Genomic DNA, 24,061 nt, shown 5'->3' on the forward strand with positions numbered 1-24,061 from the left:
CGCGGTTCGGTCAGAACCCAATCATCATCAGGCTGCCCCGTCTTTGATCTTGCGCAATTCGGTGCCGTGACCTGAAACGGGGTGATCAGGAACCGGCGCGCTGCGGAACGGACGGAACCGGGCCTTTTTGACCCACAGTTTGATCGCCTGCCACAGGATCAGCATAAACGTCCGCCGCGCACCAAAAGGGCGACGCAGGAAAGACCAAAGGATCACACGGTTGGTCAACGGAGCGCGTTGCCCGGTCAATGTGGCTATCAGACCTCCGTTCTCGCGCCCATAGTCGATCCACACTCCGACCCGCTGATCACTGTAGTCAAAGCGAAAGGTGTATTGCCCCTCGATTTCTTGAAACGGTGAGACATGCATCCGCTTGGTCGCAACAATTCGATCAGAAGGAGTGATCGGCGACAGGTCAGGCTTGATGCAGAGATAGCTGTGGCGGGTGCCGTAGGTATTTGTCACTTCGGCAACGACAGCAAACATGTGGTCATCGGCGTCGAAACAGAACCAGAAGCTTACCGGGTTGAACACATGGCCCAGCACACGCGGTTGGGTCAAAAGCGTCAGTCTGTGGGGCTGAGCTAAGCCGTGCGCGTCAAAGCACTCGCGCACCCAAACCGCGCCCCGTCCCTTATGCGGCTCGCCACCATGATCGCGATTGCGCCAATTGGTGACGTTGGCGCGGTTGATGGAAAACAAAGCGGGCGTGTCATTCTGCGCCTCGGGGTCGAACAGGATGTAGTCGATGGAATAGCGAAACGCGTTGTCGATCGCACCCTTGCGGCCGTGATAGGTATGGCCGGCGATATGATCGATCTGCGTCATTCCTGTTCTTATCCCATTCGGCCTGTAAAGCGCTCAAAAGCCTTATATTTCTTCGATCAAGGATGCTCTGCATTACGCAGTCTAAACAAAATTGGATCATTTTCGACGGTGAAAGTGATCCGGCTTGGGTCAGACAACGTAATGTGGTTATGTTTACCGAGATCGACACCGTGACCTTGGACGATCCTGCGCCGCCCGTCGGCGTTTCGAAAACTGTGGTCACAAAACGCATCAAGGGCAAACAGGTGAACCGAACGGCTGACAGTTGCAACCCAGAACCAGAGTGGGTGGGCCATGTCAGGCGCATTCGGGACGGGCAGGATCAGGCGGCTTTTGCCGAGTTGTTCCAGCACTTCGCGCCGCGCATCAAGGCGTTCCTGATGAAATCAGGATCGGATGCCGCGCTGGCCGAGGAATGTGCGCAAGAGGTCATGGCGACCCTTTGGCACAAGGCGCACCTGTTTGATCCGTCTCGGGCAACCGTGGCCACTTGGGTGTTCACCATTGCCCGGAACAAGCGCATCGACGTCTTGCGCAAGCAACGCCGCCCCGAGCCCGAAGATCTGGGATGGGGGCCCGAGGCCGAGCCGGACCAGGACGATGTTATTGCGCTGCAACAGGAAACCGCGCAGCTGCGTGACGCGTTGACCGCGTTGCCTGAGGCGCAGAGACAACTGATCGAGAAAGCCTATTTTGGCGATCTGAGTCACCGCGAGATTGCCTCGCAAACCGGATTGCCGCTGGGCACGATCAAATCAAGGATACGGCTGGCACTGGATCGCCTGCGCCACGCAATGAACTGAGATGACGATGATGACGAAGGACATAAAACATCACCTGACAGATGACCTGCTGATGGCCTATGCCGCAGGCTCGCTGCCCGAGGCGTTCGACCTGATGGTCGCCACGCATATCTCATTGTGTGACCATTGCCGCGCCCGCGCGGAAAGCTTTGACGCGGTGGGCGGCTCGGTGCTGGAAGATCAGGCAGCTGATGTCACAATGGGTCAAGAGTCGCTGGCAGCGACCATGGCCATGATTGCGCAGGGTCAGCCGACCGCTAAGCCAAAGCGCTCTGATTGTTCCGTCTTACCGACACCGCTTCAGGATTATGTAGGCGGCGACGTGAATGCAATCCGGTGGAGACCGATTGGCATGGGTGTCAAACAAGCGATCCTGCCGACGACGCGGGATGCAACAGCGCGCCTGTTGTTTATCCCTGCGGGCACTGCGGTGCCGGACCACAGTCACAATGGCATCGAACTGACGATGGTGCTGCAAGGGGCCTTCTCGGACCAAGTCGACCACTTTGGCCGTGGCGATGTCGAGATTGCAGATGAACATCTGGAGCACACACCAGTCGCAGACATTTCAGAAGATTGCATCTGCCTGGCGGTCACCGACGCGCCACTGAAGTTCAGCAAGCTGATGCCACGTCTGTTCCAACCGTTCCTGCGGATCTGAGTCTGATCTATCTTCCGCAAGGCAAGGAACCCTAAAAGGAGTGTGCGCATGTTCGGAAGATTTGTTTTGGCGTCAGCCTTGATCACCTCTGCTTCCATCGCGACGGCCCAAATGAAAGCCGACGTCAAATTCGCACCCGGCAATTTCGGTACCATGGTCAGCGGCACAATCACCGGGGACGAGTATTTCGACTATCGCCTGGGCGCATCAGCCGGTCAGGAGATGTTTGCTGAGCTTCAGGTCAGTGATACCAATGGCAACGGGGTGATCTATTTCAACATCCTGCCCCCCGGCAGCGATGGAGAAGCGATCTATATCGGCTCGATCAACGGCAACACCGCCCGGGTCGATCTGCCCGAAAGTGGTGACTATACGATCCGAGTCTATCTGATGGGCAATGATCGGGACACAGGCAAAACGGTCGGCTACAACCTCGACCTGTCGATCCAGTAAGGCCTAACCTTCGGATTTGCCAAGCGGTACCACATTCGTGTGGTCGTCGGGCGCCAATTCCTCGAAATCGAAATTGTCCAGACGCTGCGCACGGCGCCCGGCCTTTTCGGCACTGATCTTTATGTCCGAGATATCCTTGGCCGCCTGACCGAAATGGCGGTCGAGGTTGGACACGCGCTCACCCAGACGTTCCACATCCTTGTGCAGCATCCCAAGTTCCTTGCGGATCGCCCCCGCCTGTTCACGCATCCGCGCGTCTTTCAGGATTGCGCGCATCGTGTTCAGGGTGGCCATGCATGTGGTGGGCGAAACGATCCAGACGCGTTTTGAAAAGCTCTCCTGCACCAGTTCGGGGAACTTTGCGTGTAGCTCGGCATAGACCGCCTCGGACGGCAAAAACATCAACGCGCCATCTGCGGTTTCGCCATCCAGAATGTATTTCTCGGCAATATCGTTGATGTGTTTGCGCACGGTCGAGCGGAACATCTGCACCGCTGCTTTCAGCTCCGCATCATTGGTGGATCCGATCAGGGCCTCATAGGCCTCCAGCGGGAATTTGCTGTCGATCACAATCGGCCCCGGAGGGTTTGGCAGGTTGATCAGACAATCCGCCCGTCGCCCATTCGACAATGTGGCCTGAAGCTGAAAACTGTCCGAGGGCAGTGCTTTGGAGACGATGTCGTTCAGCTGAATCTCTCCAAACGCGCCGCGCGTCTGTTTGTTCGACAGGATGTCTTGCAATGACAACACATCGCCCGACAGTTTGGTGATATTGTCTTGCGCCTTGTCGATCGCGGCCAAACGTTCTTGCAATTGCGTCAGCGAGGTCGCGGTTTGTTTCGACGAGCCATGCAGCGATTCCTTCATCCGTTCCTGCATTTCGGCCAGCGCGCGGGCGGATTTCATCGCATTGTCGGCCAACCGGTCATTCATCTGCTGCTGCACCGAAGACAGGCGGGATTCGACCGTCTGGATCACCTGCACCTGAGCATTGGCCTGTGTGTCCGAGACATGCTGGAGCCCACCGCGTAACTGCTCTTGCCCCTGCCCCAACTGCTGCACATGCTGACCCAAATGCACCATCTGCCGGGCCAAGGGTTCGGCCATCCGGGCCGAGCGGTTCGAGGCGCGCAGCGACAGGAACAGCAGCAGCAGGATCAGCGCGACCACCCCGCCAACGATCAGCACAGCAGGGTCGTTCAAAGCCATTTGAGTTCCAGCAATCTCGATCATGTCGCCTCGGATGTTCTTGTTTTATTCTTCATAACCCGGCACGACTGCCGGATCAACTGCGCCCGAACAGGCGTTCGATATCGGCCAGCTTCAACTCTACGTATGTCGGCCGCCCGTGGTTGCATTGGCCGGAATGGGGCGTCGCCTCCATTTCGCGCAGCAAGGCGTTCATCTCTTCTGCGCGCATCCGGCGACCTGAACGGATCGAGCCGTGACAGGCAACCCGGCTCAGGATCGCCTCGATCCTGGCTTGGACCATCTGGCTTTCACCCTGATCAGCCAGCTCATCCAGGATATCCAGGATCATCGCGCGGGCATCAACCTCACCCAGAATGGCCGGGGTTTCGCGCACGGCAATGGCACCGCCGCCAAAGGGCTCCAGTGTCAGGCCCAGCCGCGACAGATCCTCGGCCACAGCCATAAGACGGGCACAATCCCCCTCGGACAGTTCCACAATCTCGGGGATCAGCAGCGCCTGCGCGGCGACGCCGTTTTCACCCATCTGGGTTTTGAGCTTTTCATAAACCAGCCGCTCATGCGCGGCGTGTTGGTCGACGATCACCATCCCGTCAGCGGTCTGGGCGATGATGTAATTCTCATGCACCTGCCCGCGCGCGGCACCCAAGGGAAGATCCTCGGGAGACGCTTCGGACTCAGGTTCGGGCGCAGGCTCGACGACATGGCCGCTATAGTCGCGCGACATCTCTGCAAAACCGGGCGCCTGTGCCTGGTAAGCTGCTTGGCGCGCCGCAGGCGAGGGCCTGTCCATCTGATAGACACGTGCCGGAGAGGGCTGCGCCGTTTCAGGTCGCATCGCACCCAAAGTCGCATGCGCCACAGTCGAAGATGCCCGGTGCCCGGCCTCGGCCAATGCGTGGCGCAGGCTCGAAACGATCAACCCGCGCGCGACGCCGGGATCGCGGAACCGCACTTCGGATTTCGCGGGATGCACGTTCACATCCACCAGAGTCGGGTCGCAGTCGATGAACAGCGCCGCCGCCGGATGGCGGTCGCGGCTGAGGAAGTCGAAATATGCCGCGCGCAGCGCGCCCGTCAGCATCTTGTCGCGGACCGGACGGCCATTGACGAACAGGTACTGCGCCACCGCAGCGCCTCGGGAATAGGTCGGCAACGCCGCATAGCCATAGAGCCTGATCCCGTCTCGTGTCGCATCAATCCGCAGCGCGTTTTCCGCAAATTCGCGCCCGATCACCCGCGCCAGACGGGCGTGCAGGGCGTCAAACAGATCGCCGTTTTCCCGGTCGGCCCGAAAACTCACACGGCCTTCACCTCCACCCGAAACATCGCGCAGGGTAAAAGTGACCGCCGGTTCGGCCATCGCCAGGCGCTTGACCGTGTCAAAGATCGCCTGCGCCTCGGCCCGGTCGGTACGCATGAATTTCAGACGCGCGGGTGTGGCAAAGAACAGATCACGCAGTTCAACCACGGTACCAGCGCGCAAGGCGGCAGGTCTCACCGCGTCCACCTTGCCGCCCGACACCTGGATCTGGGCCGCATCCGCGCCGGGAACGCGGCTGATGATGGTCAGCCGACCCACAGCCCCCAGTGAGGGCAGAGCTTCACCCCGAAAACCGAAAGTGTGAATGTTGAGCAGATCTGAGCCGTCGATCTTGGACGTTGCATGGCGGGACAGTGCCAGCGGCAAATCTTCCGCAGCAATACCGCACCCGTCATCCGTCACGCGAATCAGGGTTTTGCCCCCATCGGCGATATCAATTGCGATCCGGCTTGCCCCAGCATCAATGGCATTTTCCACCAGTTCCTTCACCGCCGAGGCCGGTCTTTCCACCACCTCGCCCGCCGCAATCCGGTTGATCGCAGCATCATCCAGTTGCCGGATAACGGGTCGAGCATCGCTGATATTGGGGTTCGTCTGAGCCATACCCCAAAACCTAGCACAGCGCTGTGCGATTCTGCCAGCGACATGGATCGAGGTTTGAGTAAAAGAATTGAACCTCGCCCGACCTGTTGCGCCATACCGCAGGGCGGTTAGGGGTCGAGGCGCGAAAGGTCGGACGAGGTCAGGTGAGTGGTGGCTATGTTGTTAACACTTTAATTGCATTAGCATATCTTGAAACACAAATCTGTTCACAGACCTAAATCGTTTCAGAACGAGCAAAGATCAGCCTATCGCAAGCAAACGCAGGTGGCAGCAAGCTGCCAATTCAAGCGCTAGTTTGCGCCCCAACCCGGTGGCGACAAGGGCCCAAGACAGCGCAGACGGCCAGAGTCACACCCGATACGGTCGCGATCATACCCGCAGCGCTGACCGCGTCCGCGGCACCAAGCCACAGCGGGCCATAGCCTGCCAGAACATAACCCAAGATGGCCGAGAGCGTCGCAAACAAAACGCTCCACCCGATTTGAACTTCGAGGCGGTTTGTCATCATTCGGGCCGCTGCAGGTGGGCAGATGAACATGGCAATCACGATGATCGAGCCAACAGCATCGAACGCGGCCACTGCGGCAACGGCGGCTGTGATCACCAGCGCCAAGCTCAGCGCACCCGTACGGATGCCCATGGTCCGCGCAAAGCCTTCGTCGAAGGTCGATATCTTGAGCGGCCTCCAAAGCACCCAGATGAACAGGCAAACCGCAATCAGCGTCACGGCAATACGCGGCAGCTCGGGCGGCAACCCGGCAAGCGCGACAGGATCCAGCAGCGAGGCCCAGCCGCTCGCGTCCAGCCAGATCAGGCTTTCAAGATTGCCGTAAAGCGCATGTTCAACATCCAGATGCACCGTGGATGTGTCGGTTTGCTCTAGCAGCAGCACACCCCCCGCGAACATGGTGGTAAACACCACGCCCATGGCAGCGCCTGCCTCGATCTGGCCCAACCGGCGGACAGCTTCGATCATCACGACTGCCAAAATAGCGGCGCCTGCGGCCCCCAGCATCATCGGCCAGGTCGAGATCGTTCCGGTCAGCAGGAAAGCCACGACAATGCCCGGCAGGACCACATGGCTGATCGCGTCTCCGATCAGGGCTTGCTTGCGCAGAACAAGAAAGTTGCCCGGCAAGGCGCAGGCAATCGCAGCAAAGGTGCCGATCAGCATGGGCGTCAAGGAGAGGGGAACAAACTCTGCGCCGCTCATGCCGGAACCTCTTTCGGTGCTCCGATACGGCGGTCAATTTCAGCAATCTGGTCCGGGGTCAGGACGGTTTCGATATCTCGCAACCCGTTGTAGAGCGCCGCCACGGCCTCATGCGCCTGATCAGCGCGGACAATTTCCCAACGTTTTTCGTCGCGCAGGGCTTTGGCCGCCCGCGCTTTGCCAGCCTCGGTGGCCACCCCGTCAGCACGGATCAATCCAGCGCGCTGCAACAAGCGACGGGTCAGCGGCTCATAGATTTTTTGCCCCTGTGCCATGGCCAACAAACCCTGACGAATGTGAACGCGGCGTTGAAACCGGAAATGGCGCAATAGGGCGGCAAGCACGCCACGTACCGGTGCAAACAGGATCGACAGCAGGAACAGCCCGAACGCCAGCAGAACGATGATCGGGCCCGTTGGCAGGTTCGGGGCCATTGCGGACAGGGCCGCGCCGACATAGCCAGACATCCCTCCGGCGAGCCCTGACAAAAGCACCACATGCTCGGCTCGTTCCGACCAGAACCGCGCGGTAACAGGCGGGATGATCAGCATGGCAACAATCAGGATCAGCCCCACGATCTTGAGGCCCACAACGGTCACCGCCATCACCAGCCCCATCATCGCCAGATCAATGCGATGAACCGCCATACCTTGCGCGGCGGCATAGTCCGGGTCGAATGCGACTATTGTCATGGGGCGTCGGATCAACATTACAAGCGCCAAGGTCGCTGCTCCGCCCAACGCGATGATGACCGCATCGGCCCAAAGCATTCCGGCGGTCGAGCCCAGCAAGAACCCCTCTAATCCGGCCTGACGGCCCATACCCATGGTTTGGATAATTGTCAGCAGCACAATGCCAAAGCCAAAGAACACCGAAAGTACCGCGCCAATCGCTGCGTCTTCGGCAAGCCGGGTGTGACGCGTCAGCCAGTTCAGGCACAGCAATCCAACCCAGGCCGATAAGGCAGAACCAGCCAGCAAAGCCAAAAGGTTGCGGCCGTCGCCACCCAATAAAACCATAACCATAAAGGCAAGGCAGACACCGGGCAGGGTTGCGTGGCTGATCGCATCGCTCACCAGCGCTCGTTTACGCAGAAACAGAAACGTGCCGGTCACCCCGGCGGACACGCCCAGCAAGCTTGCACCGATTGCGACCAGCGTGGCGTTATAGCCAAGCTGAAGGGTCAGGGCGTCCCAAAGCATGCGCTATCCCGACACGTGCGAAATCTGGTCGATCTGAGCCGTGGCCAAGCGCCCGCCATAGGCGTTTTGCAAGTTTTCTGCCGTGAAGGCCTCGGCCACCGGTCCTTCTGCCACCTTATGCGTGTTGATCAGGAACACATGGTCGAAATAGTCGGTGACCGTCGCAAGATCATGATGCACGACCACAACGGTTTTGTGAGACTGTTTCAGAGATTTCAGAACCGAAATGATCGCCTTCTCTGTCGCCGCATCCACCCCGGCAAAGGGCTCGTCCAGCAGATACAGATCGGCATCCTGCGCCAGCGCACGCGCCAGAAAGACCCGCTGTTGCTGGCCCCCCGACAGTTGGCCGATCTGGCGATCCGCGAAATCGCGCATCCCAACACGGTGTAGGCAGTCCATCGCACGTGCCTTGTGACGCGCACGCACACGACCCAGCAGGCCCAACTGTCGCGACAGACCCATCAGGACAACGTCGATCACCCGGGTCGGGAAATCCCAGTCAACACTGGCGCGTTGCGGGACGTAAGCAATGCGCGCGCGTTGATCTTCCAATGGATAGCCAAAGACACTGACCTGCCCTGACAAAGGTTTCACGATGCCCAAAGCCGCCTTTAACAGGGTCGATTTTCCGGCCCCGTTCGGCCCTATTATGGCGGTCATGGCGTCAGGCTGCACCGTCATGTCCACCGAGAACACGGCGGGTTTCTGGCCATAAGACACGGTCAAACCACGCACGGCCAACGGGCTGGTATTCAGATCCCGTTCTTCAAGTGTTGCACCTTGATCTGAGGCCAACTCCAGCATCATTCAAAACCCGGCCGTCAGATTGCCGTTCAGCCCACGTTCGGGCACATCGGCACCCAAAGCGCCCGCAATCACGGTGATGTTGTGATCCAGCATCCCGACATAAGTGCCCTCATAGGTGCCGGGCTCGCCCATGGCATCAGAATAGAGCTCGCCACCGATTGTCACCTCATGACCCTTGGCTGCCGCGCCTTCGATCAGCGCCCGCATGGACCGGTCCGAGACCGAGCTTTCCACGAATACCGCGGTCAGTTGGCGATCAACCAAGGTGTCGACCAACTCGCCAATGCGATTCAGCCCGGCTTCGGACTGGGTTGAGATCCCCTGAACGCCCATCACCTCATAGCCGTAGGCCGCACCGAAATAGCCGAATGCGTCATGGGCTGTCAGCAGCACGCGGCTTTGATCGGGCACTGCGGTCAGGGCTTGTTCAGCATAGGCGGTCAGCGCTTCCAACTCGGCCAGATGGGCCTTGGCATTTGCTGCAAAAAGGTCAGCCGCTTCGGGCCGCGCTTCGGTCAGGGCGGCCTGCACCGTTGTCACAACCTCGGCCCACAAGGTCGGGCTCATCCAGACATGCGGGTCGTATTTATCGGCATAATCGTCATGGGCGCGCAGTTTGGCCGGGTCGATGCTTTCTGCCACAGCAATCACGGTCTGTTTCCGGGACAGGTCGTGAAAAAACTGCTCCATCTGGGCTTCAAGATACAGCCCGTGCCACAGAACAAGATCCGCGCGTGTCATCGCAACGATGTCGCTGCGGGTCTGACGATAGGCATGAGGGTCGACACCGGGGCCCATCAGGCCTTTGACCTCGACCTGATCACCTCCGACCTGACGCACAGCATCTGCGATCATGCCAGTCGTGGCCACAACTTTCAGAGGAGCCTCAGCCCAAGCGGCAAAGGGCACCGACGCGGCAAAAGCCAGCGCAGCAAGAAAACTGCGGCGAATCATAGTCCGACCTCACATTAAAGTTCCTGTCACAGTAGAATATGAGAACGGTTCGCAACTAAGTCAACGCTATTGCGAATTATTCGCAACAAAAGTTGCAGTTATTTTTCCAAATGGTCAAAAATTTGCCCATCCAGTCGCCGAGACGCCTTCCAATTGATCCCATCCCGTGCGAATTTGGCGCAAACACCCCAAAGGATGTGACTATGGAAACGCAGAGCTCAGATAGCCCCGTGCGCACCGCGCATCTGCCGCAAGTGACCGAACCGCGAAATCCCGGCATGGATCTGGATCTGGACTGGGTGCGCGCTGTGCAGGCCAACACCTCGGCCATTGAACGCCGCGCAGCCACCCTACCCGGTCGGCGCTCGGTCAAGAAGGACTTTCAGGCGGCGTGGCTGCTCAAGGCCGTTACGATGATCGACCTGACAACGCTGTCAGGCGACGACACAGTAGGCCGGGTGCGCCGCCTATGCGCCAAGGCGCGCCAGCCGGTTTCGCCGTCTCTGCTGCAAGCCATGGACATGCCGCCGATCACAACCGGCGCTGTCTGTGTGTATCACGATATGATCGAAACGGCTGTTTCCGCGCTGGACGGCACCGGCATTCCCGTGGCCGCCGTGTCCACGGGCTTTCCTGCCGGGCTATCGCCCTTCCACCTGCGCGTGGCCGAGATCGAAGAAAGCGTAAAAGCCGGGGCCGAAGAGATCGACATCGTGATCTCGCGCCGTCATGTGCTGTCGGGCGACTGGCAGGCTTTGTATGATGAGATGAAGGCCTTCCGCGCAGCCTGTGGCGATGCCCATGTAAAGGCCATTCTAGCCACCGGAGAGCTGGGCAGCCTGCGCAACGTCGCCCGCGCCTCGCTGGTTTGCATGATGGCGGGCGCCGATTTCATAAAGACCTCGACCGGCAAGGAAAGCGTCAATGCAACCCTGCCTGTGTCTCTGGTGATGATCCGCGCCATCCGAGACTATTACGACCGCACCGGCTATCGCGTTGGTTACAAACCCGCAGGCGGTATCTCCAAGGCCAAGGACGCGTTGGTCTACCTGTCGCTGATCAAGGATGAGCTGGGCGACCGCTGGCTGGAACCCGACCTGTTCCGCTTTGGCGCCTCATCCCTGCTGGGCGATATCGAGCGGCAGTTGGAACACTACGTGACGGGCGCGTATTCGGCCGGTTACAGGCACTCGATGGGCTGAGGAAAGAACAATGACAGTCAAAGAAATCTTCGAGACCATGGATTACGGCCCTGCCCCCGAAAGCGCAGCTGAGGCGTTGGCGTGGCTTGTCGATCAAGGCGACAAATTCGGGCATTTTATCGATGGTGCCTTTACCAAGCCTGGGAAAGGCTTTGACAGCCGCAACCCGGCGACCGGCGAAGTGTTGGCCAAGCTGACACAGGCAAAACAGGGTGATGTGGATGCCGCCGTGGCCGCCGCGCGCAAGGCGCAGCCCAAGTGGGAGAAGCTGGGCGGCGCGGGCCGCGCGCGGTATCTCTATGCTATCGCGCGGCTGTTGCAGAAACACTCGCGCCTGTTTGCAGTGCTGGAAAGCCTCGACAACGGCAAGCCGATCCGCGAGTCCCGCGATATCGACATCCCTCTGGCGCAGCGGCATTTCTACTACCACGCAGGCATGGCGCAGTTGATGGAAAGCGAGTTGCCCGACGCGCTAGCCCTGGGCGTGTGCGGTCAGATTATCCCGTGGAACTTCCCGCTGCTGATGCTGGCCTGGAAGATCGCACCCGCGCTGGCGATGGGCAACACGGTGGTGCTAAAACCGGCCGAATATACCTCGCTGACTGCGTTGCTGTTTGCTGATATCTGCGCACAAGCCGGGTTGCCAAAAGGTGTGGTCAACATCGTCACTGGCGATGGCGCGGTGGGTGAGATGATCGTGGCCGCAGATTTGGACAAGATCGCCTTTACCGGCTCGACCACCGTGGGGCGGCGCATCCGCGAAGCGACTGCCGGGTCAGGCAAGGAACTGACCTTAGAGCTGGGCGGCAAATCCGCCTATATCGTCTTTGACGACGCCGATATCGATTCAGCCATCGAAGGGCTGGTTGATGCGATCTGGTTTAATCAGGGGCAGGTCTGCTGCGCGGGCTCGCGCCTGCTGGTGCAGGAAGGCATTGCCGACCGGTTCCATACCAAGCTGCGCGCCCGGATGGACGGTTTGCGCATCGGTGATCCGCTGGACAAATGCATCGACGTGGGCGCGGTGGTGGACCCGGTGCAGTTGCAGACCATCAAGCGCATGGTCGACAGCAACACCGCAGGGCATGTTTATCAGGCGGCTTGCGCACTGCCCGAAAACGGGTGCTATTACCCGCCGACGCTGATCTCGGGGCTGGAGACGTCAGACCCTCTGATGCAGGAAGAGATTTTTGGCCCGGTGCTTGTCTCGTCCACCTTCCGCACGCCGACTGAGGCGGTGGAACTGGCCAACAACACCCGCTATGGGCTGGCGGCAACGGTCTGGACCGAGAATGTGAACCTGGCGCTGGATATCGCACCCAAGCTGGTTGCAGGCGTCGTTTGGGTGAACGCCACCAACCTGTTCGACGCGGCCGCAGGCTTTGGTGGCGTGCGCGAAAGCGGCTTTGGCCGGGAAGGCGGTTGGGAAGGTCTGGCGGCCTATACCAAGCCAAAGGGCAAAGCCAAGCCGCTGGCCAAGATCGAGCCGGCCACCGGCGAAGGCACCCCCGTCGATCCGATTGACCGCACCGCCAAGATGTATGTCGGCGGCAAACAGGCGCGGCCCGATAGCGGGTATTCGAAACCGGTGTGGGGGAAATCAGGCCTGCTGGGTCATGTTGGGTTGGCCAACCGCAAGGACGTGCGTAACGCGGTTGAAGCCGCTGACGGTGCGAAGGGCTGGTCCAAGACCACTGGCCATCTGCGCGCGCAGATCCTGTATTACATTGGCGAGAACCTCTCGGCCCGCGCGGGTGAATTCGCCACCCGTATCGACGCGATGACCGGCAAGAAGGACGGTGCGGCAGAGGTTGAGGCGTCAATTCAACGCCTGTTCACCGCGGCCGCCTGGGCCGACAAATATGACGGTCAGGTGCATGGCGTTCCGATCCGTGGCGTGGCGATTGCCATGAAAGAGCCTGTTGGCGTGATCGGCGCGCTCTGCGCGGATGAGGCCCCTTTGCTGGGTCTGGTCTCGGTCATGGCGCCGGCGATTGCGATGGGCAACCGGGTGGTGCTGGCAACGTCCGAACCCTATCCTCTGGCCGCGACGGATTTCTATCAGGTGCTGGAAACCTCGGACGTGCCCGCTGGTGTCGTCAACATCCTTACTGGCAGCCATGCAGAGCTCGCGAAACCTCTGGCCTCGCATTTGAACGTCGACGCGGTTTGGTCATTCTCTTCGACAGATCTGTCGAAAGAGATTGAAGCAGTCTCTGCCGGGAACCTGAAGCGAACCTGGGTCAATAACGCGACGGCATTTGACTGGAGCGTGGACCATTCGCGCCGCTTCCTTCAGGCTGCCACAGAGGTGAAAAACATCTGGGTGCCCTACGGCGAGTAGGGCTCCCTTTTGAGGGGGGCCTATATGGATTTTTCAGGACAGACCGTCATCGTCATCGGCGGCACCAGCGGTATCAATCGGGGGATCGCCGAGGCATTCGCAGCCGCAGGAGCCAAGCTCGCGGTGGCCAGCCGATCTCAGGACAAGGTGGACGATACGGTCGCGGCCCTGAAAGCGGCGGGCGCAGCCGAGGCCATCGGTGCCAGCTTTGATGTCCGCGATGCTCAGGCTGTAGCGGATGGGTTGGAACAGTTCCACGACGCGCTGGGCGACTTCGATGTGCTTGTTTCGGGCGCGGCCGGCAACTTTCCGGCGCTGACGGCTGAGATGTCGGTCAATGCGTTCAAAACGGTCGTGGATATTGATCTGATCGGTACGGTCCATGTGATGAAAGGAGCCTATCCATTTCTCAAACGTCCCGGTGCAAGCATGATCAACATCTCGGCCCCGCAAGCCTACCTGCCCTATGAGGGGCAAGCCCATGTCTGTGCCGCCAAGGCAGGCGTCGATCAGATCACGCGCACATTGTCGATGGAATGGGGGATCGAGGGTATTCGTGTGAACTCGGTCGTCCCGGGCTTTATCGAGGGCACCGAGGGTGCAAAACGCCTGAGCCCGTCGGAAGATGCGCATGAAGAAATTCGCAAAGACATTCCGCTGGGCCGTTGGGGGCAACCGCAGGATGTTGCCAACGCCTGCCTGTTCCTCAGCTCGGATCTCGCCAGCTATATCAGCGGCACTGTTCTGGCAGTGGATGGTGCTTTGTATCAGCGCGGTTCTGGCCGGTTCGGACAAATGATGGGCGAAATGCTGCGTATGAAAGGAAAAGCGCAGTCATAATAACTTGCAGTGTGAACTTGTTCACATACAGCGACATGCGGTTCCCTCAGCTTTTCGCGCATTGATTTGTGTGAGGGGGCTCACATGCTTGGTTTACCAGTTGAATTGAATTGGCTGCTTCAGCTTGCCACAATTATCGGCGTAATCGGGGCCGGTCTTTATATCCTGAACTATTTCATCCTGCAGCTTGGGTTCATTCGTGGGTCGGGTGTGTTTTACCCGACACTGAACATTGCCGCCGCAAGCTGCGTGCTGATCAGCATGTTTGAAAACTTCAATCTGGCTGGAACAATCATTCAACTGGCCTATATCTCGATATCGGTCATGGGGCTGTTGCGCAGCTATATCGCGCGGCATCTGGTGCGCTTTTCGGAAGACGAGAAGCAGTTCATCTTGCATTATCTGGACACGCTAAAACCGCACCAGGCGCGTAAACTGCTTAACACCGCCGAGATCAAAGACTATGCGCCCGGTACGACCCTGATCAGCGAAGGCAACACCAAGGATTTTCTGGGTTTCATCCTCAGCGGTCAGACGACCATCCTCAAGGATGGGCGGGTGATCAACCAATGCGGCCCGGATGAGATATTGGGAGAGCTGACCTTTGGTCTGGGTCAACCCGCCACTGCAAGTGTGCTGGCCACTCACCCAACGCGGTGCCTTGTGTTTGATGGTGAACGCTTATGTCGCCTGCTGCGTCGCAACCGACACATGGATGACGCGCTAAAGGCCGCGCATTTCAAGAACACGCGGCAAAAGCTCCTGAGCAGCAACAATCACACTGTGAGGGCTCAGAAACGCCCTGCCGTTGTGGTGGCGTAGACGGGATCAGCCGTCCAAGCCGACCGGCTTGCCAACGATGGTAAAGTGCAGGCCTTCGGGATCCAAAAGCTCGGACGCGACACGGTTCACATCCTCAAGCGTCACGCCGTTCACCTTGTCATTGCGGGTCGCGATATAGTCAATGGGCAGGTCGTCCATCTGCATCCCCACCATGATCCCGGCAATCTGACCGTTACCATCAAACCGCAGCGGATAAGCACCGGTCAGATAAGTCTTGGCATCATCAAGCTCTTTCTGCGTCACACCCTCAGAGGCCGCGCGCGCCCATTCCTGGCGGATCACTTCGATGGCTTCGGCAATACGGTCATTGGCGGAGGACACAGATCCCAGGTAGACCGAGGCCAGATCTTTGGGCACCAGATAGGTGCCGATCCCATAGGTCAGGCCCCGTTTTTCGCGAACCTCATGCATCAAACGGCTTTCAAAGCCACCGCCACCCAAGATGTGGTTCAGGACAAAGGCCGCAAAGAAATCCGGATCATCCCGGTCAATGCCTTTTTGACCGAACAGGGCAACAGATTGCGGCGTATCGAAATCGACAACACTGATCCCGCCTTCAATGGTGACTTCCGCGCGTTCGGGAAGCGGTTTCCCGGTTTCGGGGAAGTCCGCCAAAAGCGTATCCAGCAAGACACCCAGTTCTTCGGCGGTAATATCGCCCACGGCCCCGACATAAAGCCGATCCTTGGCGAACACGTTCTCATAAGCTTCGACGATATCATCGCGCGTCAGGGCCGACACCGTTTCCAGCGTGCCCTTGCCTTCGGTCCCGTAAGGGTGATCGCCATAGGCCATTTCCGCAAAGCTCTGCCCTGCGATATCATTCGGATCGGTCATATCCGAGCGCAGCCCGGACAGCACCTGCGCCCGCACCCGTTCGATGGCCCCTTGATCAAAGCGTGGCTCGTGCAGTGTCGTGCGTAGCAGATCGACAACCTCATCGCGGTTTTCGGTCAGGAACTGAGCCGAAATGGATAGGCTGTCATCACTGGCGCGATAGCTGAAAGAGGCGGCCAGGAACTCCAGCACGCGCGCATAGCTGCGCGCATCCAAATCGCCCGACCCTTCTTCGATCAGACCGCTCATCAGATTAACGGCACCGCGCTTTTCGGGATCATCCAGCGAGGTACCGCCGCGAAACCGTATCTCAAGCGCGGTGAAGGGGATCGAGTGATCTTCGACCAGCCAAGCGGTGATCCCACCGGGTGATGTCACCTCTTCAATCTCGATATCGGCCCAAGCGGGCAGAGCAACCACAAAGGCGATCAGTGTCGCAACCAAGCGTTTCATTGGGTCACCTCATCGTCTTTCATCAGCCAGCCAGTTACCGAGCTTTCGCGTTGCAACACCTCACGCGCGGCGGCGATGATTTCGTCACCCGTCACCGCTTGCAGGATGTCGGGCCAGGCCTGCACATCTTCGACGGTCAAACCGCTTGTCAAAGCCCGGCCATAACGGTTGCCGATCCCGTCCACATTGTCGCGCGCATAGACCTGCGACGCGCGCAGCTGCATCTTGATCCGGTTCAGATCTTCTTCGTTGACGCCCTCGGCGATGAAATCCGCCACAGCTTGATCCATGGCATCTTCGGCTTCTTGCAGCGAGACACCTTCGGCGGGCACAACCAGCAGATCAAAGGTCGTGTCATCCAGCGACACACCGCGATAAAAAGCCCCGGCATAGACCACGATCTGCTGATCCAACTGCAGCTTTTCGTTCAAGTAGGACGTGGTGCTGCCCCCCAGCAACTCTGCCAGCATGAACAGGGCTGCGGCTTTTTCCTGCTCCCCCGGATCACGCTCGGGCGCCAGATAGCTGCGCTGAACATATGGCTGGGCGACGCGCGGGTCCTTGAAGGTCAGGCGACGTTCAACCGTTTGGGGCGGTTCCTGTGACCGGATGCGTTCCGGCAGGTCCGGATTGGCCGGGATCACGCCATAGTATTTATCGGCCAGTTCGCGCACCTCGTCTGGATCGACATCACCGGTCACAACCAAAATCGCGTTATTGGGCGAGTAGTGGATCTCGTAGAAGGACAGCGCGTCCTCCATATCCAGTGTTTCCATCTCGTGCCGCCAGCCGATGATGGGCACACCATAGCGATGGTTGAGATACTGCGCCGCGTTCATCTGTTCACCAAACAAGGCGCGCGGGTTGTTTTCGGTGCGCTGGTTACGCTCTTCCAGGATGACGTCCCGTTCGGTTCGGATATCTTCTTCGCTCAACCGGATATTGCGCATCCGGTCAGCTTCCATCCGCATCATCAGTTCAAGCCGGTCGGCGGCCACGCGCTGAAAATATGCGGTGTAGTCATACGAGGTAAAAGCGTTGTCATTCCCACCATTGGCCGCAACCGTGGCCGAAAACTCACCCGGAGCCAACGTGTCGGTGCCTTTGAACAGCAGATGTTCCAGGAAATGTGCAACGCCCGAAGACCCAATGGGCTCGTCCGCAGAGCCCGCGCGATACCAGACCATATGCTGCACAACAGGGGCGCGATGATCTTCGACCACCACCACATCCATACCATTGTCCAAGGTGAACGTGGTGACAGCCTCTTGCCCCTCATCGGCCAGAACCGGGGTCGCAGCCAACAAGGCGGCAGACAGTGCCAGAGCCCGAACCATAGGGCATCCTCCGTTTTATTTGCTGGTACTCAAATTACGGTGGAGCCGGGTTTGTTCAAGAGCGATGACGGAAAGTTAAGGAGATTTCATTCCGGCGGAGAAGAGGGTGTCTCGACCCCCTGCGCGCGCAAGGCGCTAGTTTGCGCTTGCGGGTCGATGGCCTGACGGTCATAGATTTCGGCATAGCGATCGACCGGGAACAGGCGCCAGCGTGACCAGAACCCGCGACGTTTCAGGTATTCTGCATCCTCCGCTGCAACCACCTCTCGGGTATTGGCGGGAACGCCATATCGGCTGGAGGCCGTTACAAGCGCCGCATCGGAAGACGGTATAGCAGTGTTCGGGTTAAGCGCATTGGGGTTTCCGCCCAATGCTGCAACGGCCTCGGCTTTGGGGTTGGGATCCGTCAAATTCGTACCGCCCGGTGTCGGGGCAGGAAGAAAGGCGTAATCCTGCGGCTGTGTCAACGGTTGGACGGGGAGCACCGAGAATTCGTCTGGGCCCGGCCCCGGAGGTTGCAAGGCGCGCAGGCTTTGTTCACCGCAACCCGCAACTGCGACGGCAAGTGTCAAAGCAATTATCGCGCGCGGTATCCGCATCGTTGTCTCCAGCCAGTTCCCGGGGTTTCTATCGCATATCCATTCGCGCGTCACGAGGCCTTTTTGCCATCAAACAGCACAAGCCCGATCGCGCCTGCAAATATGAACACATCCGCCAGATTGAAAACATAAGGATTTTCGATCCCACAACAGGACATGTTCAAAAAATCGAGAACATAGCCATAGAGCACCCGGTCCACCACATTTCCCAGCGCGCCTCCGATCAGCAAGCCGCCGCACAGCAACATGAACCTGGTCGGCACCACGCGCATCAACCAGATCAGCACCCCCACGCTGATGGCCAGTGAAACGCCAACCAGAATCCAGCGTGCGGCGTCCGAGTTTCCCTGAAACAGACCAAAGTTGATTCCGCGGTTCTCACCGTATCGGAACACCAGAAAAGGCGGGAAAACATCGATACCACCGGGCTTTTCCGCAACGCGCAGGACGTAGACGACCAGATATTTGCTGATCTGGTCGATCAGAAACGCGACCAGCGCCGCCCAGAGAAGAAGCCCGTGTCGCATCAGTGGCGGAAGTGGCGCATGCCGGTAAAGACCATGGCCAAGCCAGCCTCGTCTGCGGCGGCGATCACCTCGTCGTCACGCATCGAGCCACCGGGCTGGATAACGCAAGTGGCACCGGCCTGGGCGGCCTCGAGCAACCCATCAGGGAAGGGGAAGAACGCGTCCGAGGCAACGGCCGATCCGATGGTCAGCGGCTGCGGCAGGCCCAGCACATCGGCCATGCGCTCGGCCTTTTTGGCAGCAATAAGCGCCGAGTCGACCCGGCTCATCTGACCAGCGCCAACGCCAACCGTTGCTTCGTTCTTCACATAGACAATCGCATTGGATTTCACGTGTTTCGCGACTTTCCAGGCGAACAGAAGATCGCGCATCTGCTCGGGTGTCGGCGCAACCTTGGTCACCACTTTCAAGTCGTCCAGATCGACAAAGCCGTTGTCCTTGTCTTGCACCAGCAAGCCTCCGGCAACCTGACGCACGGTTTTTCCCGCTGCCCGCACATCGGGCAAACCTTCAGTTGTCAGCAAACGCAGGTTTTTTTTGGCGGCAAAGACCGCCTTGGCCTCATCACTTGCACCCGGGGCGATCACCACTTCGGTGAAGATGCCCGTGATCTCTTGCGCCGTTTCAGCGTCCAAGGGCCGGTTCAGAGCGATGATCCCGCCAAAGGCCGAGGTGCGGTCACAGTCGAACGCCGCTTTGTACGCTTCGGTCAGGGTCGCTCCGGTCGCGACACCGCAAGGGTTTGCATGTTTGATGATCGCACAGGCTGCACTGTCACGTGGGTCGAATTCGGCCACCAGCTCGAACGCCGCGTCGGTGTCATTGATGTTGTTGTAACTCAGTTCCTTGCCTTGGTGCTGAACAGCGGTCGCAACACCAGGGCGATTGGTACCATCGGTATAAAACGCCGCCGTTTGATGACTGTTTTCGCCATAGCGCAGGGTCTGTTTCAACTCACCCGCAAAGGCGCGGCGTTTTGGGGCCTCAAGCTGCAGCGCATCTGCCATCCAGTTCGACACGGCACTGTCATAGGCAGCAGTGCGGGCATAGGCCTTTTGGGCCAGCCACTGACGGAATCCATAGGACGTCTTGCCATAGTTTTCTTCAAGCTGATCCAGCAGCGAAGAATAATCTTCGACATCCACAACCACGTTCACAAATGCATGGTTTTTTGAGGCGGCGCGGATCATGGCCGGACCACCGATGTCGATGTTCTCGATGCATTCGTCATATTCCGCACCTTTGGCGACGGTCGCCTCAAATGGATAGAGATTCACCACCAGCAGATCGATTGCACCGATGCCGTGTTCCTCCATCGCGGCGACATGGGTGTCATTGTCGCGCAAAGCCAACAGCCCGCCATGGACCATCGGGTGTAGCGTCTTGACCCGACCATCCATCATTTCGGGGAAACCAGTGATGTCGCTGACATCCTTCACCACAAGACCCGCTTCGCGCAGCGCCTTGGCCGTGCCACCGGTCGACAACAGTTCGACCCCGCGCTCGGCCAGCGCTTTGCCCAGCTCGATCAGCCCGGTCTTGTCGGATACGGAAAGCAACGCGCGGCGCACGGGGTGAAGGTCAGTCATGGGTCCAAAGGTCCTTTTGGCGTCAGTCGAAATCGGGCTCGTCCCGATGCAGGTCACGCACGGCATAAGCTGTGTCTTGGGCCTTACGCAATGTCCATCGGATGCGCGTCGCATACTCCATTGCGCGCGCAGAGAGAACGATCTGTTTTGTCGCGCGGGGCTTTAAGCGGCCTTTTTCCAGGTAAACACTTGGTTCCAAAGATAACTTTCCACCACCATCATGACGGAAAACCCAGATCTCACCGCTTTTGAGCGCCATCGAGACAGCCGCACCACCCAGATCAAGCGCTGCATCCACGTCGGGATGCAGGTGCAGGCGGATGTCAAAGGCCACGCCCTGACGGCCAGAACTGTCCAGCGCCCGCTCGAATTGACGCTTGGCTTTGTCATTGGCTGTCAGCAAAATATCCTCGACCGCCAACTCTCGACCGTCAAAGCGCAGCTCAAAGGTGCGCGCATGGGTCAGGCCAAACACCGCATTGTACCCATCATGCCCGGCTGTCAGCCTTGCGCCTTCGTAAGCTCCCTCAAGCTCGACCGGTACGTTTCGCGGACCATCTACCAACGCTTCATAGTCCGAACCCTTGATGGGGTCGGCAAGCCGCGCGCTGGAATACCCGTCAACGCAAAGCGTCGAATGCGACGGCGTCGCGCGTCCGGCCCGGCGCCATTCCCGTCCAAAGCTTGTGCCTGATCCGCAGTTCACGATTAACGGCCTGCGTCCCGAGGTCAGCTCGAACGCAAGGGTCGATGCGTGGCCGTTATACGACGCCGTACCCGTTGGCGGTGGGCTTGCGTCGATAATAACCGTCGTCCGCGCCGCCGAAAGGCGCGCAAATCCCATCGCAAGGGCATCGGAATGCTTGTGCTTTACCCCGCTTTGCGCCAGCGCCTGATCCAGCCGCCCTTCGACACCGCGCCCACCGCCGTGAAACCGACCCAACGCTCCATCCGCGTGACGCAGGTTGCGCAAAGTTGGCGCGATGCGTCGGATCGCATCGGTCTGGGCTGCCGGTGTGCCGCGTCCGACCTCGCTCAGCGCCGCCGAGGTCCAGGACAGGAGGGTGAATACCTCCAACAGCTCTTCAGGGTTGCGGGTCGGGATCCCGCCCTGCTTGTCGATCTGGCGTCCGCATTCCTTTGCCAAAACCCGCAAGGCCGGGTCTGCAAAAGCCTCGAGTCCCTCAAGCGCCAGCCCGGAATGGACCAAACCGGCCAGGGCCTCGAACCGGGGCAAACCTGGATTGGCGGCCTTCCACCGTTTTGACAGAAACCAGGATTGTTGCGCCAGCGACCGAAAGAACTGTTTGCTTTGCTGCTCATCGGCACCACGCAACAGGAAAATCGCGTGGTTGATCCAGCGGGTCACCCGGCGGCCGGTCAGGTCAGGCGCCCAGCCCGGACCCATGCCCTTGCCATGAGCGTCAATCCAACCCCAGACCCAGCGCTGCGCCTTTTCACGCGCGCGCATGTCGCCAACTGCGGCCAGATCATCCAGCCAGGTAAACCCTTGGCGCTCATCCTCGAACTCGGCATTTGGGGCGGCCACATCCCATAGCCCGGTGTCTTCGGCCTCGACCAGATACCCCGAAAACAGCAGGTTTCCAGCCACCAATTGCCGCCCGCGTGCATAGGACCCAACGGTGCGCGGTTCGGGCTGCACCACAAACCCCGACGCCGGTCTCTGCCGCTGAGCCAGCCGTGCGTAGAGCCGGTTCTGAAACCGTGTCCATCGGTTTGCCAAGGTGTCTGACTGTGACATGTCGATTGTTACTCTGCCCCCGACGCTCTGCTGGCGCGTGACCCAACGATAGACGGGTCAAAAGGTCAAGTCATCGAAAAGCGTGCGTTCACTTCGATTTGTTGAGGCAGGCGATGTAAAACCCGTCCATCCCACCGCGTTCGGGCCAATAATCAGGCCGCAAACGCAGACCGCCCTCATCGGTGATCCAGGCCGGGTCCACCCCTGAAATGTCCAGCGCCTTGCGATCAATCTGCGCGTTGGGAAACTGTTCCAACGCCTCTTCGATCTGCACTTCGCCCTCGTCGGGCAGCAGAGAACAGGTGCAATAGACCAGCCGCCCGCCCGGTTTCAGCAGACCCCATGTATGGCTCAGCATCCGGGCCTGCAAATCAATGAGCCCGCCAAATTCCGAACCGTCCTTGGCGAATGGCAGGTCGGGATGGCGGCGAATGGTGCCAGTGGCGGAACAGGGTGCATCCAAAAGAATCGCATCGTATTCGCCCTGATGATCCAGCGCGTCGCCAGCAACGACCTTGGCCGACAGATGCGTCCGCGCCAGGTTTTCACGCACACGCTCAAGCCGTGCATCCGAGATGTCCAGCGCCGTCACCTCTGCACCGGCTGCTGCGAGTTGCAGGGTTTTGCCACCCGGCGCCGCGCAAAGATCGAGGATCTTCTCGCCGGGCTGCGGCGCAAGGACCTGCACCGGCAAAGCCGCCGCCGCATCCTGCACCCACCACGCCCCGGCCTCATAGCCCGGCAGCGTTGAGACCTGCGGAGCATCGCGCAACCGCAGTGATCCGGTGGGCAGCGCCTCACCATCCGGTGCCTGCCCTCCGGGTTTGCAGGTGATATCCAGCGGTGCCGCGTTGAAATGCGCTTGCTCCATCGCGGCGACGACATCCGCGCCCCAAGCCATCACCAGCGGGTCGCGCAGCCACTCGGGCAATCGCGGAACACGCATTCTGGGCCAGGCCTCGGGACCCTCAGCCGCGACCTTTCGCAGAACCGCGTTGACCAACCCTTTTAGCCGCCCGTGTTTGCGCGAACGGCTGATGATCTCGACCATCGAGTTCACTACGCCATGCGCCGCCGCACCGTGGCACAGCTCGACCGTGCCCAGACGCAGCGCGTTGTGGACGGTCAGCGCCGGGGTGCGCTTCAGGTGATTTTCAAGCAGGCGGTCCGCCCGTTCCAACCCGCGCAGGGTTTCCAGCGTCAGACGCTGCGCACGCGCCCGGTCTTCGGGGTCCAGCCGATCCAGCGCCCCCGCCGCCAGACATTCCGACAGCAACCTGCCTTCGCCCAGAATCTGATCCAGCAAATAGATCGCGCTGCGTCGCGCCGCTGTTGCGCTGTCGGACATGGATTCGCCTTTCATGTGACTTGTGCCCGCATTGCCAAAGGCGGTCGCGGGCGTATATCAAGCCCATGCCCGGAAAGGAACCCAATGTCATGACCAACACGCGCAAAGACCTGCCGCCTGCCGCCCAGCGCGCCTTGGCCGAAGCTGAAGAGCGCCGCCGCAAGGCCGAGGCAGAGGCCAAGGAGCAGCCAAAGGAATTGGGCGGTCGCGACGGACCCGACCCTGCGCGCTATGGCGATTGGGAAAAGAAGGGCATCGCTGTCGACTTTTGATCGGGCAAATCAGGCACGATCTGTTATCGTGAGGTGGCATCGGATTAG

The 24,061-nt window shown here is 59.6% G+C and carries 22 protein-coding genes; 8 read left to right on the forward strand and 14 right to left on the reverse strand.

Annotated elements, in window-relative coordinates:
* Positions 1–27: 27 nt before the first annotated feature.
* A complete protein-coding gene (locus GOW40_RS07790; RefSeq protein WP_171132033.1) occupies positions 28–828 on the reverse strand; it encodes a DUF1365 domain-containing protein in 801 nt (266 codons plus the stop codon).
* 149 nt (positions 829–977) lie between these two features.
* Here GOW40_RS07790 and GOW40_RS07795 point away from each other — a divergent pair, with 149 nt between their 5' ends.
* Genes GOW40_RS07795 through GOW40_RS07805 form a run of 3 tightly spaced genes read left to right on the forward strand, consistent with a single transcriptional unit; the run spans position 978 to position 2,745 of the window.
* Complete coding sequence (locus GOW40_RS07795) at positions 978–1,631, forward strand: sigma-70 family RNA polymerase sigma factor (protein ID WP_171132305.1); 654 nt, start codon at positions 978–980, stop codon at positions 1,629–1,631.
* A gap of 10 nt (positions 1,632–1,641) precedes the next feature.
* Complete coding sequence (locus GOW40_RS07800; RefSeq protein ID WP_171132031.1) at positions 1,642–2,292, forward strand: ChrR family anti-sigma-E factor; 651 nt, start codon at positions 1,642–1,644, stop codon at positions 2,290–2,292.
* A 48-nt stretch (positions 2,293–2,340) separates the two neighbouring features.
* Positions 2,341–2,745, forward strand: coding sequence for a hypothetical protein (locus GOW40_RS07805; protein WP_171132029.1), 405 nt, complete (start codon positions 2,341–2,343; stop codon positions 2,743–2,745).
* A 3-nt stretch (positions 2,746–2,748) separates the two neighbouring features.
* Here GOW40_RS07805 and GOW40_RS07810 read toward each other — a convergent pair whose 3' ends face one another.
* From GOW40_RS07810 to GOW40_RS07835, 6 genes are all read right to left on the reverse strand, one after another.
* Positions 2,749–3,978 carry a DNA recombination protein RmuC gene (locus tag GOW40_RS07810; RefSeq protein ID WP_171132027.1) on the reverse strand — a complete coding sequence of 410 codons (1,230 nt, stop codon included), beginning with the start codon at positions 3,976–3,978 and terminating at the stop codon, positions 2,749–2,751.
* A 52-nt stretch (positions 3,979–4,030) separates the two neighbouring features.
* A complete protein-coding gene (gene mutL / locus GOW40_RS07815; RefSeq protein WP_171132025.1) occupies positions 4,031–5,881 on the reverse strand; it encodes a DNA mismatch repair endonuclease MutL in 1,851 nt (616 codons plus the stop codon).
* Between the two features lie 283 nt (positions 5,882–6,164).
* A complete protein-coding gene (locus tag GOW40_RS07820) occupies positions 6,165–7,094 on the reverse strand; it encodes a metal ABC transporter permease (protein WP_171132023.1) in 930 nt (309 codons plus the stop codon).
* Positions 7,091–8,296 carry a metal ABC transporter permease gene (locus GOW40_RS07825; protein WP_171132021.1) on the reverse strand — a complete coding sequence of 402 codons (1,206 nt, stop codon included), beginning with the start codon at positions 8,294–8,296 and terminating at the stop codon, positions 7,091–7,093. Before GOW40_RS07825 ends, GOW40_RS07820 begins: the two co-directional genes overlap by 4 nt.
* A gap of 3 nt (positions 8,297–8,299) precedes the next feature.
* On the reverse strand, positions 8,300–9,106 hold the full coding sequence (locus tag GOW40_RS07830) for a metal ABC transporter ATP-binding protein (protein WP_371731826.1): 807 nt from the start codon (positions 9,104–9,106) through the stop codon (positions 8,300–8,302).
* Positions 9,107–10,060: a metal ABC transporter solute-binding protein, Zn/Mn family gene (locus tag GOW40_RS07835; protein ID WP_171132017.1), complete on the reverse strand. Its 954-nt coding sequence runs from the start codon at positions 10,058–10,060 to the stop codon at positions 9,107–9,109.
* Positions 10,061–10,263: 203 nt separating this feature from the next.
* On the opposite strand from GOW40_RS07835, the gene deoC reads away from it, so the two are divergent.
* The 4 genes from deoC (at position 10,264) to GOW40_RS07855 (ending at position 15,268) form a co-directional block, all read left to right on the forward strand.
* The gene (gene deoC / locus GOW40_RS07840; RefSeq protein WP_171101565.1) at positions 10,264–11,262 is read left to right on the forward strand and encodes a deoxyribose-phosphate aldolase; all 999 of its coding nucleotides are present in this window, start codon (positions 10,264–10,266) and stop codon (positions 11,260–11,262) included.
* Positions 11,263–11,272: 10 nt separating this feature from the next.
* Complete coding sequence (locus GOW40_RS07845) at positions 11,273–13,606, forward strand: aldehyde dehydrogenase family protein (RefSeq protein ID WP_171230921.1); 2,334 nt, start codon at positions 11,273–11,275, stop codon at positions 13,604–13,606.
* Positions 13,607–13,630: 24 nt separating this feature from the next.
* Positions 13,631–14,446 carry an SDR family oxidoreductase gene (locus GOW40_RS07850; protein ID WP_171132011.1) on the forward strand — a complete coding sequence of 272 codons (816 nt, stop codon included), beginning with the start codon at positions 13,631–13,633 and terminating at the stop codon, positions 14,444–14,446.
* Positions 14,447–14,530: 84 nt separating this feature from the next.
* On the forward strand, positions 14,531–15,268 hold the full coding sequence (locus tag GOW40_RS07855; RefSeq protein WP_171132009.1) for a cyclic nucleotide-binding domain-containing protein: 738 nt from the start codon (positions 14,531–14,533) through the stop codon (positions 15,266–15,268).
* A gap of 6 nt (positions 15,269–15,274) precedes the next feature.
* Here the strand turns inward: GOW40_RS07855 and GOW40_RS07860 are convergent, their stop codons facing one another.
* The 7 genes from GOW40_RS07860 to GOW40_RS07890 all read right to left on the reverse strand — a co-directional run bounded on the left by GOW40_RS07860 (position 15,275) and on the right by GOW40_RS07890 (position 23,741).
* The gene (locus GOW40_RS07860; protein ID WP_171132007.1) at positions 15,275–16,579 is read right to left on the reverse strand and encodes a pitrilysin family protein; all 1,305 of its coding nucleotides are present in this window, start codon (positions 16,577–16,579) and stop codon (positions 15,275–15,277) included.
* Entirely contained in the window at positions 16,576–17,916 is a 1,341-nt protein-coding gene (locus GOW40_RS07865; RefSeq protein WP_171230922.1) for a pitrilysin family protein, read from the reverse strand. Before GOW40_RS07865 ends, GOW40_RS07860 begins: the two co-directional genes overlap by 4 nt.
* A gap of 86 nt (positions 17,917–18,002) precedes the next feature.
* A complete protein-coding gene (locus tag GOW40_RS07870) occupies positions 18,003–18,515 on the reverse strand; it encodes a DUF3035 domain-containing protein (RefSeq protein WP_171101579.1) in 513 nt (170 codons plus the stop codon).
* Between the two features lie 50 nt (positions 18,516–18,565).
* On the reverse strand, positions 18,566–19,042 hold the full coding sequence (gene lspA / locus GOW40_RS07875) for a signal peptidase II (protein ID WP_171132003.1): 477 nt from the start codon (positions 19,040–19,042) through the stop codon (positions 18,566–18,568).
* Positions 19,042–20,631, reverse strand: a complete 1,590-nt coding sequence (gene purH, locus GOW40_RS07880; protein ID WP_171132001.1) for a bifunctional phosphoribosylaminoimidazolecarboxamide formyltransferase/IMP cyclohydrolase — start codon at positions 20,629–20,631, stop codon at positions 19,042–19,044. Before purH ends, lspA begins: the two co-directional genes overlap by 1 nt.
* 22 nt (positions 20,632–20,653) lie before the next feature.
* Positions 20,654–22,393: a heparinase II/III family protein gene (locus GOW40_RS07885; protein ID WP_171131999.1), complete on the reverse strand. Its 1,740-nt coding sequence runs from the start codon at positions 22,391–22,393 to the stop codon at positions 20,654–20,656.
* 88 nt (positions 22,394–22,481) lie between these two features.
* On the reverse strand, positions 22,482–23,741 hold the full coding sequence (locus tag GOW40_RS07890; RefSeq protein ID WP_171131997.1) for an RsmB/NOP family class I SAM-dependent RNA methyltransferase: 1,260 nt from the start codon (positions 23,739–23,741) through the stop codon (positions 22,482–22,484).
* Between the two features lie 89 nt (positions 23,742–23,830).
* Between GOW40_RS07890 and GOW40_RS07895 the strand changes: the two genes are divergently transcribed.
* A complete protein-coding gene (locus GOW40_RS07895) occupies positions 23,831–24,013 on the forward strand; it encodes a DUF1674 domain-containing protein (protein ID WP_171101706.1) in 183 nt (60 codons plus the stop codon).
* Positions 24,014–24,061 lie beyond the last annotated feature (48 nt).

It is taken from the genome of Ruegeria sp. HKCCA6707, from assembly GCF_013033515.1.
Taxonomy (GTDB): Bacteria; Pseudomonadota; Alphaproteobacteria; order Rhodobacterales; family Rhodobacteraceae; genus Ruegeria.

Bases quoted from the DNA above. Each gene is read 5' to 3' on its own strand.
- GOW40_RS07790 (WP_171132033.1), bottom strand. From the start codon at position 828: ATGACGCAGATCGATCATATCGCCGGCCATACCTATCACGGCCGCAAG.
- GOW40_RS07795 (WP_171132305.1), top strand. From the start codon at position 978: ATGTTTACCGAGATCGACACCGTGACCTTGGACGATCCTGCGCCGCCC.
- GOW40_RS07800 (WP_171132031.1), top strand. From the start codon at position 1,642: ATGACGAAGGACATAAAACATCACCTGACAGATGACCTGCTGATGGCC.
- GOW40_RS07805 (WP_171132029.1), top strand. From the start codon at position 2,341: ATGTTCGGAAGATTTGTTTTGGCGTCAGCCTTGATCACCTCTGCTTCC.
- GOW40_RS07810 (WP_171132027.1), bottom strand. From the start codon at position 3,978: ATGATCGAGATTGCTGGAACTCAAATGGCTTTGAACGACCCTGCTGTG.
- mutL (WP_171132025.1), bottom strand. From the start codon at position 5,881: ATGGCTCAGACGAACCCCAATATCAGCGATGCTCGACCCGTTATCCGG.
- GOW40_RS07820 (WP_171132023.1), bottom strand. From the start codon at position 7,094: ATGAGCGGCGCAGAGTTTGTTCCCCTCTCCTTGACGCCCATGCTGATC.
- GOW40_RS07825 (WP_171132021.1), bottom strand. From the start codon at position 8,296: ATGCTTTGGGACGCCCTGACCCTTCAGCTTGGCTATAACGCCACGCTG.
- GOW40_RS07830 (WP_371731826.1), bottom strand. From the start codon at position 9,106: ATGATGCTGGAGTTGGCCTCAGATCAAGGTGCAACACTTGAAGAACGG.
- GOW40_RS07835 (WP_171132017.1), bottom strand. From the start codon at position 10,060: ATGATTCGCCGCAGTTTTCTTGCTGCGCTGGCTTTTGCCGCGTCGGTG.
- deoC (WP_171101565.1), top strand. From the start codon at position 10,264: ATGGAAACGCAGAGCTCAGATAGCCCCGTGCGCACCGCGCATCTGCCG.
- GOW40_RS07845 (WP_171230921.1), top strand. From the start codon at position 11,273: ATGACAGTCAAAGAAATCTTCGAGACCATGGATTACGGCCCTGCCCCC.
- GOW40_RS07850 (WP_171132011.1), top strand. From the start codon at position 13,631: ATGGATTTTTCAGGACAGACCGTCATCGTCATCGGCGGCACCAGCGGT.
- GOW40_RS07855 (WP_171132009.1), top strand. From the start codon at position 14,531: ATGCTTGGTTTACCAGTTGAATTGAATTGGCTGCTTCAGCTTGCCACA.
- GOW40_RS07860 (WP_171132007.1), bottom strand. From the start codon at position 16,579: ATGAAACGCTTGGTTGCGACACTGATCGCCTTTGTGGTTGCTCTGCCC.
- GOW40_RS07865 (WP_171230922.1), bottom strand. From the start codon at position 17,916: ATGGTTCGGGCTCTGGCACTGTCTGCCGCCTTGTTGGCTGCGACCCCG.
- GOW40_RS07870 (WP_171101579.1), bottom strand. From the start codon at position 18,515: ATGCGGATACCGCGCGCGATAATTGCTTTGACACTTGCCGTCGCAGTT.
- lspA (WP_171132003.1), bottom strand. From the start codon at position 19,042: ATGCGACACGGGCTTCTTCTCTGGGCGGCGCTGGTCGCGTTTCTGATC.
- purH (WP_171132001.1), bottom strand. From the start codon at position 20,631: ATGACTGACCTTCACCCCGTGCGCCGCGCGTTGCTTTCCGTATCCGAC.
- GOW40_RS07885 (WP_171131999.1), bottom strand. From the start codon at position 22,393: ATGTCACAGTCAGACACCTTGGCAAACCGATGGACACGGTTTCAGAAC.
- GOW40_RS07890 (WP_171131997.1), bottom strand. From the start codon at position 23,741: ATGTCCGACAGCGCAACAGCGGCGCGACGCAGCGCGATCTATTTGCTG.
- GOW40_RS07895 (WP_171101706.1), top strand. From the start codon at position 23,831: ATGACCAACACGCGCAAAGACCTGCCGCCTGCCGCCCAGCGCGCCTTG.